This window comes from Streptococcus sp. P25B114 (genome assembly GCF_053010325.1).
This window is the reverse complement of the sequence record NZ_JBRKNW010000029.1, coordinates 1-13,806: the sequence shown is the minus strand read 5'-3', so window position 1 is coordinate 13,806 and position 13,806 is coordinate 1. Positions and strand designations below refer to the sequence as shown.

The window sequence follows — 13,806 nt, the reverse complement described above, 5'->3', positions numbered from 1 at the left end:
TAAGGTTGACCCACGACACGCCACTCTTTCTTAGCTCATATATTTCTAGTTTATCTTCATAACTTAATTTCATAAGAAAAACACCCCAATCGTTAGATTTTGTGTCTAACTTTTGGGGTGCAGTTCAGTGAGCGGACATCGCTTTTTGAATGGTCGAATTATATTGATTTGGTACTTTTTTCTTCCAGAATAGCCTGATAGAAATAAATCTGGGCAGTCTTGTGATAGGGAAGAACATAGAAATCCGCAAGTCCGCTAGTGATAATGGTCAAGATAAACCATCCCAAGAAGCTCAAATCCAAGAGGAATCGTTTCCATTTGTAGCCCTTCATCAATTGACGGCTTTCCTTCAAAATGGCTCTGGCACTGGTATAAGTGTCCGCTTCCAAGCGTTGGAAGAGAATGTTCTCAGCCTGGGAATAGGCATAGACCTGTGGCAAATAGATGGCCAGACCAATGCAGACCAGGAACAAACCAGCAATAAAAACCAAAAAGCTGATAGCTATCATGCCAGTCAGGCTTTCCTGTACTTCAACCGAGTTGGCTTGAAGCAGTTCTGCGGACAGGTTGCCGATGAGGATACTAGACCCTAGCAGCAAGAAGGCACCGATGTAGAAAATCAAGCTCCAGAGAATGAGCAGGATTGTTTTTAAACTGAAAACCGCCAAGAATTTTCCAAATGATGGATGGCTGAAGATAGCTAGGCTATCAGAAAGTTTCCCTGTCGCTTTTTTGCCCAACATCAATAGGAATAGACTGTAGGAGACGGAGAGCAGCAGAAGGGCAAGGAGCAACCTGTAGAAGCTTGTAAATCCTAAAATGGACAGTAGGTAATAAATGCTAGCCTGGGTGTCCTGGCTAATGTCTGCAACACGCTCCATATCTGTCTGAGAATTTGTAAATAGATTGATCAGCAGAGTGAGAAGGACAGGAAGTAAAACGATTTTAAAGCTAGTAGGATTCCTTCTCAGGCTCAGGCGAGCTTTTTGGCGAATAGATGATAGTGTAAACATAAAGCCTTCCTTTCCTCCATATTTTAACACAGTTTCAAGTGACAAGAAAGGTAAATTTTGATAGACTAGATTAGTTGCAGGCTCAGCGGAGCCCTGTTGATTTTCCCAGGACTGTTTTTCCTGGTAGGAGGTAAATATATATGACAGATGTACCAATCAAGTATCGCTTGATCAAGAAAGAAAAGCACACAGGTGCTCGTTTGGGTGAGATTATCACACCACACGGGACCTTCCCAACGCCTATGTTTATGCCAGTGGGAACGCAAGCGACGGTCAAGACCATGTCGCCTGAGGAGCTGAAAGAAATGGGGTCGGGCATTATTTTGTCCAATACCTATCATCTCTGGCTTCGTCCTGGTGATGAGCTGATTGCGCGTGCCGGTGGACTCCACAAATTCATGAATTGGGACCAGCCGATTTTGACAGATTCGGGCGGGTTCCAGGTTTATTCGCTGGCAGATAGCCGCAATATTTCCGAGGAAGGTGTGACCTTTAAAAACCATCTCAATGGTAGTAAGATGTTCCTGTCGCCGGAAAAAGCCATTTCCATCCAGAATAATCTTGGTTCTGACATCATGATGAGCTTTGATGAATGCCCGCAATTCTACCAACCGTATGACTATGTCAAGAAGTCCATTGAACGGACCAGCCGTTGGGCGGAGCGTGGTCTAAAGGCTCACCGTCGCCCGCATGACCAAGGGCTCTTCGGGATTGTCCAAGGGGCTGGTTTTGAAGACCTCCGTCGCCAATCAGCTAGCGACCTGGTCAGCATGGATTTTCCGGGCTATTCCATCGGTGGTTTGGCTGTCGGTGAGACCCATGATGAGATGAATGCAGTCTTGGATTTCACAACGCCGCTTTTGCCGGAAAACAAGCCTCGTTACCTCATGGGTGTTGGAGCACCAGATAGCTTGATTGATGGTGTGATTCGTGGGGTTGATATGTTTGACTGTGTACTACCAACACGCATTGCACGTAATGGAACTTGCATGACCAGTCAAGGACGTCTTGTGGTTAAAAACGCTCAGTTCGCTGAGGACTTTACACCATTAGATCCAGAGTGCGATTGCTACACATGTAAAAACTACACACGTGCGTATCTCCGTCATTTACTTAAGGCCGACGAGACATTTGGTATCCGCTTGACCAGCTACCACAATCTCTTCTTCTTGATTAACCTCATGAAAAATGTTCGTCAGGCTATCATGGACGATAACCTGCTCGAATTCCGTCAGGACTTTATGGAAAAATATGGCTACGGCAAAAATGGTCGAAATTTTTAATCAAGTATGAATGTAATTCTTAAAAGAGCGGGTCTGATATTAGGGACTTTGTTGGTATCGATGAGTCTCCCTTTCATATTTTGGCTCCTTTATTTAGTCGAAACCTGGCTAATTTTACTACTTATTATTGCTACGCTAGTTGGAAATGCCTTGATTTATAGATTTTTATATCACTATTGGACCAAAGGTATTTATGTTATTTTTTTCATTTTGGCATCCAGCTATTTATATATGATGTACTTGAGTAACAGAGCTGAGATAGAAGATGCAACTATCATTGCTATATATGGACTTGCTTTCGTAATAATACCACTTTTTATCAATGTTATTGCTATTCTTGTTATTCTAATGATCCATGCTTTTCGACTATTAACAACTTTTCTAAAAAAATAGGTAAGTAAATGACCTCCTACAAAATAGTAGGAGGTTCTCTTTTTATACATCAAAATACAAGAGTTCTTTCGGCGTCTTGGTAAAGACATTAAAACCGTTCTCGGTCACATGACCGCAATCCTCAATGCGGACGCCGACCTTGCCCGGAATGTAGATACCTGGCTCAACAGAGAAACACATGCCCTCTTGAATAACCAAATCATTGCCTTCCATGATAGATGGAAATTCATGAACGCTCATTCCCAAACCGTGGCCCAGGCGGTGGTTGAAATACTCACCATAACCAGATTTTTCAATAACAGAGCGAGCAGCGTAGTCAATTTCACCAGCAGTCACACCGGGTTTAATCATCTCGACAGCTGCCATGTGGGCCTCTAAACAGAGATTGTAAATGTCTTTTTTGAATTGATCAGGCTGACCGACCGCAATTGTCCGTGTCATATCAGAAGTGTAGCCTAGCGTTTCTACGCCCAAGTCAAACAAAAGCAGGGCATTGTTTTCAATCTTATTAGTAGCGGGAATGCCGTGAGGATTAGCTGCATTATCACCGGTCAAGACCATGGTATCGAAACTCATTTTTGAAATGCCTTGTTTTTTCATTTCAAATTCAATCTGGGCGATAATGTCGGTTTCTGTGACATTCAAGGAAATGTTGTCAAATCCGACCTGCATGGCCTTATCCGCAAATTCACCTGCGATAAACATTTTATCAATTTCATCGCGGGATTTAATCAATTTCATGGTATTGATCAGCGGAGTGATGTCCGAGAAAGGCTGATTAAAAATAGACTGAAGACCATGGTAGCGGGACAAATTCATATTGTCAAATTCAGCACCGATTGTCTTGAAGGCCTTGTTTGGCAGACTTGCCTGGATGATTTTCCAAGGATTTTCAGAATCCATGTAGCCAGTTACGGGGAATGAAACAGTTGCACGAGCGCGCTCGACATCGAGAGCTGGTAGGAAGAGGAGCGGTTCATGGTCTGGCATGACAAAGAGGAACATGTGGCGTTCGTGTGGGTCAGCGTGATAGCCGGTCAGGTAGTAGATACTGGAAGGATCTGAGAAAATGGCCAATTCAAGTTGATTGTTTTCTAGGTAATCTTGCACATATTGTAATTTAGACATAGGCATACCTTTCTTTTGATGATAAGAAAAATGAAATTTTCGTTTATTATATGGACTATTGTTTCAAAAAATCAAAAAATTTGCAAGTCCTAGCGAAAAAAGTCCTATTTTTCTCTTGAAAGTGTTTACAAAAAGTGATACACTATAAGAGAGTGAAAGCGTAATTTTCATAGAAAAAGAAAGATGAAAGGAAACACAAATATGTTGAATACTGATGATACGGTAACGATATATGACGTTGCCCGCGAAGCCGGGGTCTCTATGGCGACCGTTTCCCGCGTTGTCAATGGAAATAAGAACGTTAAGGAAAATACCCGCAAAAAAGTCTTAGAGGTCATCGAGCGCTTGGATTACCGTCCTAACGCCGTTGCCCGTGGCTTGGCCAGCAAGAAGACGACGACTGTTGGTGTGGTTATCCCAAATATTGCTAACGCTTACTTTGCAACCCTGGCTAAGGGGATTGATGACATTGCCGATATGTATAAGTATAATATCGTCCTTGCCAATAGCGATGAGAACGATGAAAAAGAGATTAATGTGGTCAACACCCTCTTTTCAAAACAGGTGGATGGTATCATTTTCATGGGCTACCATTTGACAGATAAGATTCGTGCGGAGTTTTCTCGTTCACGTACACCGATTGTTCTGGCTGGTACGGTTGATTTGGAAAAACAATTGCCGAGCGTAAACATTGACTACGCTGCAGCAAGCAAGGATGCGGTTACCCTGTTGGCTAAAAATAACAAGAAAATCGCCTTTGTATCTGGACCGTTGGTTGATGATATCAATGGCAAGGTCCGCTTTGCTGGTTATAAGGATGGCTTGCAAGAAGCGGGCTTGGACTTTAGCGAAGGCCTGGTCTTTGAATCTAAGTATAAGTATGAAGAAGGCTATGCCCTTGCTGAACGTATCTTGAACGCAGGTGCGACGGCAGCCTTGGTGGCAGAAGATGAAATTGCAGCCGGTCTCTTGAATGGTATTTCAGACAAGGGTCTCAGTGTTCCAGAAGATTTTGAAATCATCACAAGCGATGATTCACTGGTGACCAAGTTTACAAGACCTAACCTGACTTCTATCAATCAGCCATTGTATGATATTGGTGCCATTGCCATGCGGATGCTAACCAAAATCATGCACAAGGAAGAATTGGAAAACCGTGAAGTCATTCTGAATCACGGCATTAAGGTTCGCAAATCTACCAAATAGTTCAAAGGATCCGGACGATTTTCCGGATTTTTTGATTTTTTCAGGGATAGCTTCCTATTCCTGATAAAAATGTGTTATAATGAATATTATTAAACCGAAATCTAACTAGGCTAGAGTGTAAGTGGACATCAGGTTTTCAATTTTCAGCTAAGGATGGGAAATGTTCTTGCTGAGATGGGGAGTTTCCTTTTGCGACTAGTCTTGATGTTCTAAAATATAAAAATGGAGGTGACCTATGACCAAGCCAGTTCCACCGTCAATCTTGTCAGATTTGCGCCAGGATATTGTGCAGATGCCTAATATTATCAAAGAATGTAGTGGTATCATGATTTACGGACGCAGAATCCGCTCGATTTTGTTTACGACGGATGTTGCGATTATTGCCAATCATAATGCGGACGCTGTACTAGCAGTCTATCCTTTTACGCCTAGCCCAGCTATACTTAAGAGCATCATGCTGGTAGCTTCTGTTCCTGTACTTGCAGGTGTGGGTGGTGGCTTGACCACAGGTCTCCGCTCTGCTAATATGAGCCTCTTTTCCGAATCAGAAGGTGCCTATGCAGTTGTTGTCAATGGTCCGACCAATGTCGATACTATACAGGAAATCAACAAGGTTGTGGATATTCCTATCATCTATACGGTAGTTTCTGAGAAATCAAATATTAAGGCCCGGATTGAGGCTGGTGTTGATATTCTCAATGTTTCCTGTGGAGCAGATACTGCGCGGGTTGTGGCCAAGATTCGTCAGGATTTCCCCGAATTTCCGATTATTGCAACAGGCGGTCCGACCGAAGACAGCATTCGCGCAGTCATCGAGGCTGGAGCGAATGCGGTTACCTACACGGCACCTAGCAATGGGGAATTGTTCAAAGCCAAAATGGAAAAATACCGTAAGCACGCAGCAGACTAATCCAGTCTTGCAATCCTTTCCCTTCTAGGTTACAATAGAAGGGTAACCTTCCCTTAGTTAAATGGATATAACAAATTCCTCCTAAGAATTAGTTACTGGTTCGATTCCAGTAGGGGAGATAGATATGACTTGAGAAACGTTGTAACATCAGCGTTTCTTTTTGAATTTTGAGAAAGAAAAAAGCCTACTAATCAGACTTTTCTATCTATTCAATGAATTTGTTGCCCGTAGATGGTTTGTTTACGGTTGAGGAAATAAGCGACTCCGAGCACAGGTAGGGCAAATGGAAGAATGGCAGAACCGAATACCTCGTAGCTAATCAAAATAGGAGCAAGGAGTGTATTGGTCGCAGTGCCAAATACAGCGCAATAACCTAGTGCAGCAACCAATTCTGGTGGGAGACCAAGCCACTGTGCCAAAACAAGTCCTGCACTTGCACCGATGGCAAAGAGTGGGGTGACTTCACCGCCTTGGAAACCTGCAATTAAGCACAAGCAGGTAAAGACCAACTTGAGTAGCCAGTCATAAGCAAAAATTGTATTTCCAGATAGACTAGCCTCAATTAAATTAGTCCCTAAACCAGAATAGCGACCGAGGTGTGCTAAATAGAGAAAGAGCGAGAGCAACAAGCCCAGTGCAAGCATTCTCCAGTAAGGATTGGGAAGAAAAGTAGATATTTCTGCTTTGGCATGTGTGAGGATCCAAGCGAAGCAGTTGCCGATCAGTCCGAGACAGATGGCCACTAACATCCACTTGAATAGATCTTCAAATTGAAAGGGAAAAGCTGACAGGGAATGGCTGAATTTTTCTAAGCCTAGCCAATGCGAGGTAGAAGAGGCGATGATAGCAGCAAGGAGACAGTAAGGCAGGGCAACCCAAGAAATGCTCCCGACCACCAAGACCTCGACAGCAAATAAACTAGCTGCCAAAGGCGTTTGAAAGAGCCCAGCAAAGCCAGCAGCCATCCCAATTTGCGTCATAGTGTCTTTAGGAAGTGCGCTTTTCCAGAGCTTACCCAGCCAGTGCGATATGCTGGCACCCAATTGAACAGCGACCCCCTCGCGTCCTACTGATGCGCCAACCAGATGTCCCAGCCAAGTGGTTGTGGTAATCAGTGGGATTAGAATAGGGGGAATAGTGGTGTCTTGTCCTTGTCCTGCCTGAAACACCAAATTCATCCCAGCTTGGACGGATTTCCCCCATTTTTGATAGACAAAGATGATGAGAAGTCCAGCAAGACTGAGCAAGGGAATGAGGTAGGAGAAGTAATCGGTACGGATAGTGCCTATAGCCAACAAGACTCTGCCAAAAATTGTTTCAATCACTCCTGCGGCGAGACCAATGATAAGGGAAAAGAGACTGAGCTGTCCAGTGCGTGAAATCTTGTTATTCATAGTCAGCCAATTTTTCCGCCTGGTAGGCCCTGGACCGGGCCATAATGTCGCTGAAGGTCGCGACAATGGCAGAGCGGTAAGCTGGATTTTCCACCAGGCTACCGACTCTATCTAGAACAGCTTGTTCGCGGCTGGCATCCAGGACTGGCTTTCCAGTCGCACGTTTGTAGGCTGTGACCTGATCAACAAGTTCCATTCGTTTTTCCAATAGTGCAACAAGTTCCTCATCAAGCTGATTAATTTGTGAACGTATCATGTCTAAATCCATTATTAACTCCTCCAAAGATTGTTTCAGTTGGTTTTTAGTATAGCAAAAAACAAGGCGGAAAACCAGCCTTGTTAAGAATGTTTACCAACTTGCTTTTTTAACCCCAGGGAGTTGACCAAGATGGGCTAATTCACGGAAGGTAATCCGACTCACACCGAATTTTCGCATATAAGCATGCGGACGGCCATCGGTCCTGTCGCGGTATTTCAGCCGATTTGGATTTGAGTCGTGAGGCAATTTTCTGAGTGCTTGGTAGTCCCCTTTTTCTTTGAGACTTTTTCGCAAATCTGCGTAACGTTCGATTAATTCCAATTGCCTCTGATAGCGGGACATTTTTGATTTTTTAGCCATAAAATTCTCCTTTTTTAAAACTTAACCAGTTAATTATATATCAAAAAAATAAAGATTGCAAACAATAGGTGTACAATCTTAATAATTGGCTAAAAGAAAACAGACTAGACCTATTGATAAGCCAGTCTGTTTGTCAATTAATTCAAAGTATCTAATTTTGCAACAAGGTCAGTTGCGAATTGCTCAAGGTTAACAATATCCTCATCTTCAGCAGCCAGGTCTACCTTGACATTTTCAGCACCTTTGACCGCACCACGTGACCCCAACATAGTGTCGAAATCATCTACCGCACTACAGAAATCATCATAGAAGGTATCGCCAGAACCACAGACACCGTAGACCTTACCAGTCAAGTCCAGGTCAGCTAGGTCAGCGTAGAAATCAATGATTTCATCTGGCAATTCACCGTCGCCACCATAAGAATAGGTATAGGTCGCAACGACAATTAAGTCAGCATCTAGGATTTCTTCCGTCTCAATAGTGGTACATTCATGAACCTGTACCTCCAAACCTAATTCCTCTAGTTTGCTAGCTACGATATCCGCAATTTCTTCTGTGTTACCAGTCATACTAGCGTAAACAATTTTTGCTAGTGCCATAATTTCCTCCAAGTTACATAGTAATCCCATTATACCACACTCCCTTATTTTTCAAAAGGGGGAGATTGTGCTAAAATATTGGGAAAGGAGTTGCTATGACTATTACTACAGATATTTTAGAAACCATTAAGAAGTACGACACTATTATCATTCACCGTCACCAGCGGCCAGACCCAGATGCCATTGGTAGTCAGGTGGGTTTGAAGAAATTATTGCAGGCCAATTTTCCTGAAAAAAACGTCAAGGCGACAGGTGTGGATGAACCAACCCTGGCTTGGCTGGATAGCATGGACTCAGTCGCAGATGAGGAGTATCACGGAGCCTTGGTCATCGTGACAGACACGGCCAATACGCCGCGAGTGGATGACAATCGATATACCACTGGGGATTTTCTCATCAAAATCGACCACCATCCAAACGAAGAGCCTTACGGTGACCTGCTCTGGGTCAACACAGCTGCCAGCTCTTGTAGCGAAATGATTACGGAGTTTGCTCTGGCCAACAACCTCAAACTAGACGGGGAAATCGCCCGCCTGCTTTACGCAGGGATTGTCGGTGATACGGGTCGTTTCCTTTACCCTGCGACGACTGCTCGCACCTTTGAAATTGCGGCCTGCCTGCGTCAGGAGGACTTTGATTTTACCCGGATGAGCCGCCAAATGGACACCATTGACTACAAGATTGCCAAGCTGACAGGCTATGTCTACGACAATTTAGAGGTGGATGAACATGGTGCTGCTCGGGTGACCTTGACCCGCACCACTCTTGAAAAATACGGCGTGACAGATGCGGAAACCTCCTTTATCGTTGGCGCTCCGGGTCGTATCGGTGATGTCCAGTCCTGGGGGATTTTTGTGGAACAAGCAGATGGTAACTACCGTGTCCGTCTCCGCAGCAAGTATATTCCTATTTCGGCTATTGCCCAGCGACATGACGGCGGGGGGCATCCATTAGCCAGCGGTGCTAATTCCTATTCCCTAGCCGAAAATGAAGCCATTTATCAAGAAATCCAGCAGGTTGTCCGAGATGCAAGCAAGTAGCAGAAGCGTCCGTCTCATGGGGACGGTCATTGAAACCAAGATTTGGCATGAGAATCCTGAGCCAATTTTAGACCAGGTGGAAAACCTCCTTATTCTGTACAAGGACCGTTTTTCAGCCAATGACCTGACTTCGGAACTTATGGAAGTCAATCTCAATGCAGGTGTACAGGCGGTTCCTGTTGCAGAGGATTTGTACGAACTGATCAAGCTGGGCAAGGAACACAGCCTGGCTGACAAGAGTTTTCTCAATATCACCATTGGTCCGCTGGTCCAGACCTGGCGGATTGGTTTTTCCGATGCCAAGCTGCCTAGTCAGGAAGAAATTGATGAAAAGCTGGCTATCATTGACCCAGCTGATATTGAATTGGACGATGAGGACATGCTGGTCTATCTGAAAAAAGAGGGCATGGCCATTGACCTGGGAGCCTTAGCCAAGGGCTATGTGGCAGACCGCATCGTCGAATTTTTAGAGCGAATGGGTGTGACTGCTGGCTTGATTAACCTGGGTGGCAATGTAAAGACATTTGGACAGGCACCTCATAATCCTGATGGTAACTGGCTAATCGGTATTCAGGATCCTGGAAAAGAACGAGGGCAGAACATCTTGGTTCTGCGAATCATTCAAGAATCGGTGGTCACCTCTGGCATTTACGAAAGGAGCCTAACGGTTGAAGGTAAGACCTATCACCATATCCTCAGTCCGCAGACAGGCTATCCCATTGCCTCTGAACTGGCCAGTATTTCCATTGTCTCCAAGCGGTCGGTCGATGGCGAGATTTGGACCACACGTCTCTTTGGTCAGTCCATGGCTGAGATTTATAGGACGGTTTGCCAGACGGAGGGTATTGAGGCTGTGCTGATTGGCCTGGATGGCAAGGTTTTTGTGACGCCGGGATTGGTGGACAGGGTTGTGGCTAGGAAACAGCATTTGTCAGACGGTTTGGCCAGCCCTTCAAGAGGCGGTTTTGGGGCGCGTGTGGCCTCGGATGTGGCCTCCGGAGCCTCTGCTTTGTAAAATGTTGAGAAAATAGGGGAAAAGACTTGCAAGTCTGCCTAACTTTTGGTAAACTTAAATGGTTATAATCTATGGCTCGGAAAGAGACCATGGCAGAAAGGAATTTTTATAATGAAAAAAGATATCCATCCAGAATATCGCACTGTTGTCTTCATGGACACAACTACTGGTTACAAGTTCCTTAGCGGTTCTACTAAGAACTCTAATGAAACTGTTGAGTTTGAAGGTGAAACTTACCCATTGATTCGTGTGGAAATTTCATCAGATTCACACCCATTCTATACTGGACGTCAAAAATTCACTCAAGCAGACGGCCGCGTGGACAAGTTCAACAAAAAATACGGTCTCAAAGACGCAAACGCTGCGAACTAAGAGAAACATTGATTTTAAGCCTTTTCCGAGTTTCGGAGAGGGCTTTTTTGTGCGCGTGATTGCCATTTTGATTGCTCTAGACTGTAGTTAGCCAGCCGCATCTGCGATTTTTGATAGGAATCTTGGGTTTGATAAAATACGGTGCGTTATTTTCTGCTATAATAGTAGAAGATTAGATTTAGAAAGCAGGAGACATGAGCACTCGAAAGATTGATTTAGATAATCGGATTGATTACGGTCTGATATTACCTGTATTTTTGCTATTGTTGATAGGTATCTTATCCCTCTATATAGCCGTTAGCATTGATTTTCCGGAAAGCCTGGTGCGGATAGTCGGCCAGCAGCTGCTGTGGATTGCCTTAGGTATCGGTTTGGCCTTCCTAGTTATGTTCTTTTCCAATAAGTTTTTATGGAAAATGGCTCCGCTTCTTTACATGCTGGGACTGGGATTGATGATTTTGCCTCTCTATTATTTTAGTCCAGAGCTGGTTGCCTCTACAGGGGCTAAAAACTGGGTAACGGTCAGTGATATGACACTGTTTCAACCGTCGGAATTCATGAAGATTTCCTACATTGTCATGTCAGCTAGATTGATTGTCAGCTTTCAACAGCGGAATCCAGTGCGGCAGTTAAAGGAAGATTTTCGTCTGATTGCCTTTCTGACCCTCTTGACCTTGCCAGTCCTTGGCTTGCTTTATCTACAGCGAGATTTGGGGACTTCCTTGGTTTTCGTGGCCATATACGGTGGCATGTTGCTCCTGTCGGGAATTTCCTGGAAAATTTTATTACCAGCTGTCTTGACAGCTGTCGTCTTGGTCGGAGTTTTTCTGATGATATTCATCAGTCCTGGTGGGCGATCCTTCCTTCATAATCTGGGGATGGACACCTATCAAATCAACCGAATTTTGGGCTGGCTAGATCCCTTTGAAAATGCCCAATCAACGACCTATCAGCAAGCCCAAAGCTTGATTGCGATTGGCAGTGGCGGTCTGACGGGTATCGGGATCAATAAAACCAATCTGCTGATTCCTGTTCGCGAAAGTGACATGATTTTCACAGTTATTGCAGAAGATTTTGGATTTATCGGAGCCTCGGTGGTCATTGCGCTCTATCTGCTCTTGATCTATCGCATGCTGAAAATAACTGTCGAGTCCAACAATCGTTTTTACACCTATATTTCGACAGGTTTCATTGTCATGTTGCTCTTTCACGTCTTTGAAAATATCGGTGCAGCAACAGGTATCTTGCCTCTGACCGGGATTCCCTTGCCTTTCATATCTCAGGGTGGATCTTCTATGGTTTCCAACTTGATTGGCATTGGCCTGATATTATCCATGAGTTACCAATTTACCTTGTTTGACGAGGCTCAGACTCGCCAAGCATCATCCTATAAGAAAATCACGATAAAGCGTGTAGAAAGAAGGGAAAAATGAAAAAAGTAGCGGTTTTATTTGCAGAAGGTTTTGAAGAAATCGAAGCCCTGACACCGGTTGATGTCCTTCGTCGGGCCAATATGGATTGCCAGATGGTTGGTTTGACCAGCCAGACGGTAACAGGTTCTCATGGGATTCCTGTTCAGACTGATTCTGTCTTTGATGGCGATTTGTCAGCCTATGATTTGATTGTCCTGCCAGGCGGTATGCCAGGGGCGACCAATCTACGTGACCATTCTGGTTTGATTGAGGAATTGAAAACTCAAGCTGCGGCTGGTAAATTTGTGGCAGCAATCTGTGCGGCACCCATTGTTTTAGAGAGAGCGGAGCTTCTCAAGGACCGTCATTTTACCTGCTATCCAGGCATGGAAGAGCAGATTGCCTCAGGGATTCACCAGACGGATGAGGTGGTTGTCGATGGCAATATCGTGACCAGTCGAGGTGCCGGAACCAGTCTGCCATTTGCCTATAAACTGGTTGAGTTGCTGGGTGGTGACGGTCAAGCACTTGCGCAGACCATGGTTTACCAACAGGGCTAGTTAAGAAAGCAAAGGAGTAAACTATGTCAAATTTGAAAGAACAAGTTGGGATTAAGGCAGCTGAATTTGTCACGGACGGGATGATTGTGGGCCTGGGAACAGGATCGACTGCCTATTATTTCGTCCAGGAAATCGGTCGCCGGGTACAGGAAGAAGGCCTGGACATTATCGGTGTGACGACTTCGCATGCCACAGCGAAACACGCTGCTTCACTGGGGATTCCTCTGAAGAATATTGATGAGGTGGATTATGTTGATTTGACGGTGGACGGAGCAGATGAAGTAGACGGAGCTTTTAACGGCATCAAGGGTGGCGGTGCAGCCCTGCTCATGGAAAAGGTCGTTGCCAGCTATTCCAAGGACTCTATCTGGATTGTCGATGAAAGCAAGCTAGTGGAAACACTCGGAGCCTTCAAACTGCCGGTTGAAGTGGTTCAATACGGTTCTGAAAATCTTTTCCGACTGTTTGAGAAGAAGGGCTATCGTCCAAGTTTCCGTATGAAGGACGGCCAGAAATTGGTGACCGATATGCAGAATTTCATCATTGACCTGGATTTGCAACGAATTTTGGATACGATTGCTTTGGCCAATGAACTGGACCACACAGTTGGAGTAGTAGAGCACGGTCTCTTCATCAACTTGATTTCAAGAGTCATCGTGGGAACAGCAGAAGGTCCCAAAATCCTTACTAAAGAATAGTTGAAAACGCTTCTCATTTTTTTATAAAATGAGAGCTTTTTTTCTACCGTTTGTCAAGCTTATCAAGGTATTTGACGAAAAATATTTTGAGTTCAATAGTCAAAATAAGGAAATTGTTTTATTTTGGACTAAATTTTAGTGTAAAAAGTGCATACAAAACCAAC

The 13,806-nt window shown here is 44.4% G+C and carries 15 protein-coding genes; 9 read left to right on the top strand and 6 right to left on the bottom strand.

The features are described 5' to 3' along the window. Positions 1–158: 158 nt before the first annotated feature. Complete coding sequence (locus ACVC7T_RS10555) at positions 159–1,013, bottom strand: DUF975 family protein (protein WP_447262921.1); 855 nt, start codon at positions 1,011–1,013, stop codon at positions 159–161. Positions 1,014–1,153: 140 nt separating this feature from the next. Here ACVC7T_RS10555 and tgt point away from each other — a divergent pair, with 140 nt between their 5' ends. Next, positions 1,154–2,296: a tRNA guanosine(34) transglycosylase Tgt gene (tgt, locus tag ACVC7T_RS10550; protein ID WP_105110421.1), complete on the top strand. Its 1,143-nt coding sequence runs from the start codon at positions 1,154–1,156 to the stop codon at positions 2,294–2,296. Between the two features lie 435 nt (positions 2,297–2,731). Here the strand turns inward: tgt and ACVC7T_RS10545 are convergent, their stop codons facing one another. Then, positions 2,732–3,817: a M24 family metallopeptidase gene (locus ACVC7T_RS10545; protein ID WP_447262920.1), complete on the bottom strand. Its 1,086-nt coding sequence runs from the start codon at positions 3,815–3,817 to the stop codon at positions 2,732–2,734. A 204-nt stretch (positions 3,818–4,021) separates the two neighbouring features. On the opposite strand from ACVC7T_RS10545, the gene ccpA reads away from it, so the two are divergent. Together ccpA and ACVC7T_RS10535 are read left to right on the top strand one after the other, a co-directional pair. After that, positions 4,022–5,023 (top strand): catabolite control protein A, encoded by a 1,002-nt coding sequence (gene ccpA / locus ACVC7T_RS10540; RefSeq protein WP_283241320.1) that lies wholly within the window; start codon positions 4,022–4,024, stop codon positions 5,021–5,023. A gap of 235 nt (positions 5,024–5,258) precedes the next feature. Continuing rightward, positions 5,259–5,933, top strand: coding sequence for a hydrolase (locus ACVC7T_RS10535; RefSeq protein WP_105160575.1), 675 nt, complete (start codon positions 5,259–5,261; stop codon positions 5,931–5,933). Positions 5,934–6,142: 209 nt separating this feature from the next. Here the strand turns inward: ACVC7T_RS10535 and ACVC7T_RS10530 are convergent, their stop codons facing one another. The 4 genes from ACVC7T_RS10530 to ACVC7T_RS10515 all read right to left on the bottom strand — a co-directional run bounded on the left by ACVC7T_RS10530 (position 6,143) and on the right by ACVC7T_RS10515 (position 8,545). After that, entirely contained in the window at positions 6,143–7,327 is a 1,185-nt protein-coding gene (locus ACVC7T_RS10530; RefSeq protein WP_105110416.1) for a chloride channel protein, read from the bottom strand. After that, positions 7,320–7,595 (bottom strand): chorismate mutase, encoded by a 276-nt coding sequence (locus ACVC7T_RS10525; RefSeq protein ID WP_105160574.1) that lies wholly within the window; start codon positions 7,593–7,595, stop codon positions 7,320–7,322. The genes ACVC7T_RS10530 and ACVC7T_RS10525 overlap by 8 nt, the downstream gene beginning before the upstream one ends. 81 nt (positions 7,596–7,676) lie before the next feature. Beyond that, positions 7,677–7,946, bottom strand: coding sequence for a 30S ribosomal protein S14 (gene rpsN / locus ACVC7T_RS10520; RefSeq protein ID WP_447262919.1), 270 nt, complete (start codon positions 7,944–7,946; stop codon positions 7,677–7,679). Between the two features lie 137 nt (positions 7,947–8,083). Continuing rightward, positions 8,084–8,545 carry a flavodoxin gene (locus ACVC7T_RS10515; protein WP_172074291.1) on the bottom strand — a complete coding sequence of 154 codons (462 nt, stop codon included), beginning with the start codon at positions 8,543–8,545 and terminating at the stop codon, positions 8,084–8,086. Between the two features lie 95 nt (positions 8,546–8,640). On the opposite strand from ACVC7T_RS10515, the gene ACVC7T_RS10510 reads away from it, so the two are divergent. The 6 genes from ACVC7T_RS10510 to rpiA all read left to right on the top strand — a co-directional run bounded on the left by ACVC7T_RS10510 (position 8,641) and on the right by rpiA (position 13,642). Further along, positions 8,641–9,585 carry a DHH family phosphoesterase gene (locus ACVC7T_RS10510; protein WP_447262918.1) on the top strand — a complete coding sequence of 315 codons (945 nt, stop codon included), beginning with the start codon at positions 8,641–8,643 and terminating at the stop codon, positions 9,583–9,585. Then, entirely contained in the window at positions 9,572–10,600 is a 1,029-nt protein-coding gene (locus ACVC7T_RS10505; protein WP_447262917.1) for an FAD:protein FMN transferase, read from the top strand. The genes ACVC7T_RS10510 and ACVC7T_RS10505 overlap by 14 nt, the downstream gene beginning before the upstream one ends. A gap of 111 nt (positions 10,601–10,711) precedes the next feature. Next, positions 10,712–10,972 (top strand): type B 50S ribosomal protein L31, encoded by a 261-nt coding sequence (locus tag ACVC7T_RS10500; protein WP_105110411.1) that lies wholly within the window; start codon positions 10,712–10,714, stop codon positions 10,970–10,972. A gap of 194 nt (positions 10,973–11,166) precedes the next feature. Then, positions 11,167–12,405, top strand: a complete 1,239-nt coding sequence (locus tag ACVC7T_RS10495; protein WP_447262916.1) for an FtsW/RodA/SpoVE family cell cycle protein — start codon at positions 11,167–11,169, stop codon at positions 12,403–12,405. Then, on the top strand, positions 12,402–12,944 hold the full coding sequence (locus ACVC7T_RS10490; RefSeq protein ID WP_105122533.1) for a DJ-1 family glyoxalase III: 543 nt from the start codon (positions 12,402–12,404) through the stop codon (positions 12,942–12,944). Before ACVC7T_RS10495 ends, ACVC7T_RS10490 begins: the two co-directional genes overlap by 4 nt. Before the next feature lie 23 nt (positions 12,945–12,967). Continuing rightward, entirely contained in the window at positions 12,968–13,642 is a 675-nt protein-coding gene (rpiA, locus tag ACVC7T_RS10485) for a ribose-5-phosphate isomerase RpiA (RefSeq protein WP_447262915.1), read from the top strand. Positions 13,643–13,806: the final 164 nt, after the last annotated feature.